This is a genomic window from Paenibacillus ihuae (genome assembly GCF_001368795.1).
Classification (GTDB): Bacteria; Bacillota; Bacilli; order Paenibacillales; family Paenibacillaceae; genus Paenibacillus_AQ; species Paenibacillus_AQ ihuae.
Genome location: NZ_LN831198.1, coordinates 785612 through 789840 on the forward strand (window position 1 = coordinate 785612; position 4229 = coordinate 789840).

4 protein-coding genes are annotated in these 4229 nt (G+C 55.4%); 2 read left to right on the plus strand and 2 right to left on the minus strand.

The window, feature by feature from the left end; genetic code table 11:
• Nucleotides 1-223: hypothetical protein (locus AQR02_RS32985; RefSeq protein WP_209444120.1), on the plus strand; the 223-nt coding region annotated here is incomplete at its 5' end.
• The gene (locus tag AQR02_RS03580) at nucleotides 216-1178 is read left to right on the plus strand and encodes a sugar phosphate isomerase/epimerase family protein (protein WP_054939426.1); all 963 of its coding nucleotides are present in this window, start codon (nucleotides 216-218) and stop codon (nucleotides 1176-1178) included. The genes AQR02_RS32985 and AQR02_RS03580, both read left to right, overlap by 8 nt.
• 303 nt (nucleotides 1179-1481) lie before the next feature.
• Here AQR02_RS03580 and AQR02_RS03585 read toward each other — a convergent pair whose 3' ends face one another.
• Nucleotides 1482-2762, minus strand: coding sequence for a DUF3999 family protein (locus AQR02_RS03585; RefSeq protein ID WP_054939427.1), 1281 nt, complete (start codon nucleotides 2760-2762; stop codon nucleotides 1482-1484).
• Nucleotides 2728-4229 (minus strand): DUF2339 domain-containing protein (locus AQR02_RS33475; RefSeq protein ID WP_245237075.1); only part of this gene is annotated, 1502 nt, incomplete at its 5' end. The genes AQR02_RS03585 and AQR02_RS33475, both read right to left, overlap by 35 nt.

Below are 4229 nucleotides of genomic sequence, written 5' to 3' on the forward strand. Positions count from 1 at the left end.
CCATCCGGATCTGACGCGCGAAGATTTCGCCGCTTATTATGAGCTGGCGCGGAATTATTCGGAGCGGATAAGCAGCGGACAGGCCAAAAGCTGGCAGACACTGAACGCAGAACGGTTCGAAGAAGAGGAGGCAGTCCAGGCGGTGATTGCCTCCCGGCTCTATATAGATGGACTGTGCCGGGAGCTCGGTATTCAGCGGGAGCAGGCGCCTTCCCATGTCTGAGATTCCGGCCGGACGCCGCGGCATTTTTGCCAAAGAGCTGTTTGCTCCTGCAATTCCTGTGCGGGCGGGGATTCAGGAAGCGGCAGACAGGGGCTTTGACGGCCTATATCTGGGTTCGCCCGCCAGTATCAGTCCGGAGCTGGACCGGAAGGAGCTGGAAGAGGCGGGGCAGTTCGCCAAGCAGGCGGGGATCGTTCTGGGCATCTCCGCAGGCATGCTCAATCCATATCAGCCGGGCCGTTCCGTAGAGGCGCTGGAGGCAGGCGGCGGTGATCTGGCGCTTGGCCTGCTCAGGCTGATCGAAGCCGCCCGGTGGCTCGGCCAGCACGAGGTGATGCTGGTCGTCGGTACGGAATACGACCGCTTCAACCGCACGCTGGAATGGAGCGAGCAGCTTAGGGCGGTTGCCTCCCTGCTGCGCCGGATTCAGCCTGATGTCCGCTCCATCGGCTCGCGTATTCTGATTAAGACGCATCAGGAGATCACCTCATGGGAGGTTGCGCGCCTGCTGGATGGACTTGAGCCTGAAGTGTTTGCCGCCGCCTTTGATCCGGTGAATCTGATTGTGCGGATGGAGAATCCGCTGGCGGCCGCCGGGCGGCTGGCCGGACGGATCAGCCAGGTGCATGTGGATGACGCGCAACTGCTGTGGAGCGGCAGCGGACTGGCCCGGGCGTTATGCCCTGCCGGAACCGGCTGCATCCCATGGCCGGATCTGACCGGGCAGATCCGCAGGAGTGATCCCGGGGCCTGGTATTGGGGCGAGCTGCACCAGGCGGAGCTGGTCATGCCTTTTCTGAGCCCGGGCTGGTTCGATGAACACGCTGATATTGGCCTGGAAGAGACAGCGTCATGGCTGAGTAAGGCGCAGCCGCTGGTCCAGGCTCGGCCGTCACTTATTGGTGTGAAAGATGAACGGGTCGCCGGTTTGCTGGCATACCTTGCTGCCAGCTGACATGGAGAGATTAGCCTGTTTAACCTGAATACACCCTCGATTCTCTATACGCAAAAAACGATGTTTGCCCGATTGGGGCGGCATCCGTTTTGTTTGTCTGAAATTTTGGCCAAATGGTTATCGAAAGGTTACTTAAAGCAGCAGTCCCGGCCCAGCCGGATTTGCTGCATTTTTGTACGACTTATTAATTGGGGAGGGGTGCAATTCCAAACAAGCAGAACAGCGATTCTCCAATGAGCGGAGGATCGCTGTTCTTTTTAATATTATTGAATTTAACCTGATTCGCCCTCACAAGAGCTTTGCCTACTTCCGGCCCAGCTTTCGGGCCAGGAAGAGGATCAGCAGCAGTGAAACGGCAATAATCACGATATTGAATCCCAATCTGCTCTGAAACCAGCTGCTGTGCGCAATGGCCGCTTCAGGCGCCTGCTGGAGCTCTGCCGCCCCAAGCCTGGCAAGCGGTCTATCTTCTCCGGCGATATAGTCCTTGAAGTTCACAATATCATACTGCGGCGCAGCCGCCTCGGCATTCCCGTAGAGCAAGCGGTAAGGCTGCGCCCCGTCAACTGCAAAAACGAGCCGGTCCAGCAGGTATTCCAGCTTCAGCCCGGACAGCGCAATTGGCGCATCATCCTGATTATGGATGACGATCCGCAGCATGGACGCGGACGAAGCCTTCACAGGAACAATTGCAATGGAGGCAATCTCCGTATCCTTGAAATCCAGCCGGTACAATTCCCCGCTGCCTGTTACGGGAATTAATCCGCCTTCGCCGTCATAAAGCTCGAACCGGCGGGTGAAGCTGCCGCTGCTCTCCAGCAGCAGCCCGGAGATTCTCAGCCGGTCATCATTGTGAATGATAATCTCGGTGCGTTTGTCTTCTTCCTGCATCTCATACTCTGCTTCTTGCTGCTGCTTAAAGAGTTCAGCCTTGATTACCCGGTTGCTATGCTGCAGGGTCAGAGCAGGAAACTGCAGATTCGCAACATTCTTCTCTGCCACCAGTCGGTAATAGCTGAATTTATAAGTGCTGCCTAGGTCGATGCTATTCTGTTCACGCCCATCTACGGCGTACAGATCACTCTTGGCTAAAGGCTCCCAGACAACGCCGTCATAGCTGCCAAGCAGTTGTACGTGAAGCAGGAAGTCCTCAGCCGGAAGCTTGAATTCCAGCCGGTTGCCTTGGATATCAGCGTTCTCAGCCAGCGGTGTAATCTTGTAATCAAAAAGAGTGTTCCCGTCCTTCTTCGCGCTGTGAACCAGCGTAGAGGAGTAGGTTGTGTTATGTTCCTCCGGGCGTTCTTCTCCGCTCTCCCTGTAGAAGGGAACATACTTGCCCGTATTGTCTACGATCCGCAGATCGCGCAGATCCTCTGCCGCACCCCTGTATACCTCAGGATCAAGATAAAGTTCATAGTAGGCTGCCTGCCCGGGGATCACAATCTGCTTCGAGTACCGCCATGCCTGGCCGGCGCTCCCTTCAGCTGGGGCAGACAGCGGCTGTCCGGGGGAGAACAGGTTTAAAGAACCAAGCAACAGAAGCGTAGTACTAATCTTGTGGAGAATCCTGTTTCTCCTCTGCATAAACTTCCTCCATTCTGGCCGATACCCGCTGATAGAGATACGAAATGCCCAGCAGGCAGAGGCCGAAGCTGAAATAGGCGATGATCTTGCTGCCGGTATTCAGCAGCGTCAGATCATAGAGCAGCAGCTTGCCGGTAGCCAGCAGCGACAGGGCCAGACCAAACCGCCGGATGTACACATATCTGCGGCGGAAGCCGAACATGATGAACAGCACCGCGAGCAGCAGATAAGTGAGACTGAAGACGAGACCGCCATCATTCTGCCGCAGCTGTACCCCAAGGAATGCCGTGATAATTGCCAGCAGATATACGCCCATCACCACCGGATACAGCTCCTCATTGTTGTATTCACGCTTCAGCAGTGCCTTCAGCAGACGCCCGCCGCTCTGCCAGACGAACAGATTGAAGAGGATCAGCAGCCCGAGTGCGGCATAATCGGCGGCCGTATTATCGGAAAAGTTAGCTTTAAGGCTATGCTGTCCGACAGTGAGTGCAAGACAGATGACATAACCGATCGCATACAGAAAATAAACCATGTATCCCACGGTGGCATCATAGAGCACTTTGATTTTCGGCAGCGCATAGGCCAGCCCTAACGTCAGCAGGGCCGACAGCAGCAGTCTGTAGAACGTGGCACGGGTGAAATCCTCCGGTACATACAGGTCATACAGATGCAGCGATTCATAGAGGATATAAGCATAAGTGTTCACCAGAGCTGCATATTTGAACCAGATACCGGCCTGAACCTCGGCAGGGGAGCTGGCAAGCAGAATCTCCCGCCGGGAATGGCGGATTGCGTATAAGAGAGCGACAACGAGCATCCCTGCTGTGATGAAGGTGTATTTTAGCGCAAAATACGGATTGTCGTAGATGATCACAGAGTAGGCAGATGAAGACTGCACTAGCACATCGATGCTGAAGAAGAGGGCCAAAGAGAGCAGCAGGATGCCCCAGCCGATCCGTTCGATCGCTTTGAAGCGCTGCAGATGGCCGTAAACCGTCAGCACAACCGCCTCAACCAACCAGCCGATCGACCACCAGACGGTGCCCAGCTGGAACGGAATCATCAGCACGGCGAAGGTGAGCGAAGTGGCATAGAAGAGCAGCATGCTCTCTTTTTCCTGCGCCATTATCTTCTCCAGCAGACGGCCGAGTCCCAGATACAGCAGGCAAAAGGCGAGGGCAAGCGCTCCTTTGTACGCACCAAGCCCCGCATCCAGGAACAGTACATACAGGATTAAACAGCTGGCCATTGTGTTGCAGGCGAGCAGCGCGAAATCCCACCATGACAGCTTGGTCCGGTACTTGAACGGGTACCACAGCGTAATTCCCAGGTACATGGCGAAGGTCAGAATAGAATAGAACATATTTATGCCATAGCTGTCCGACAGACCAATCAGCAGCAGCATCGAAGGTGTATTGAACAGGAAACTGATGTAATTGACAACAATCCAGCGTTTACGCAGGG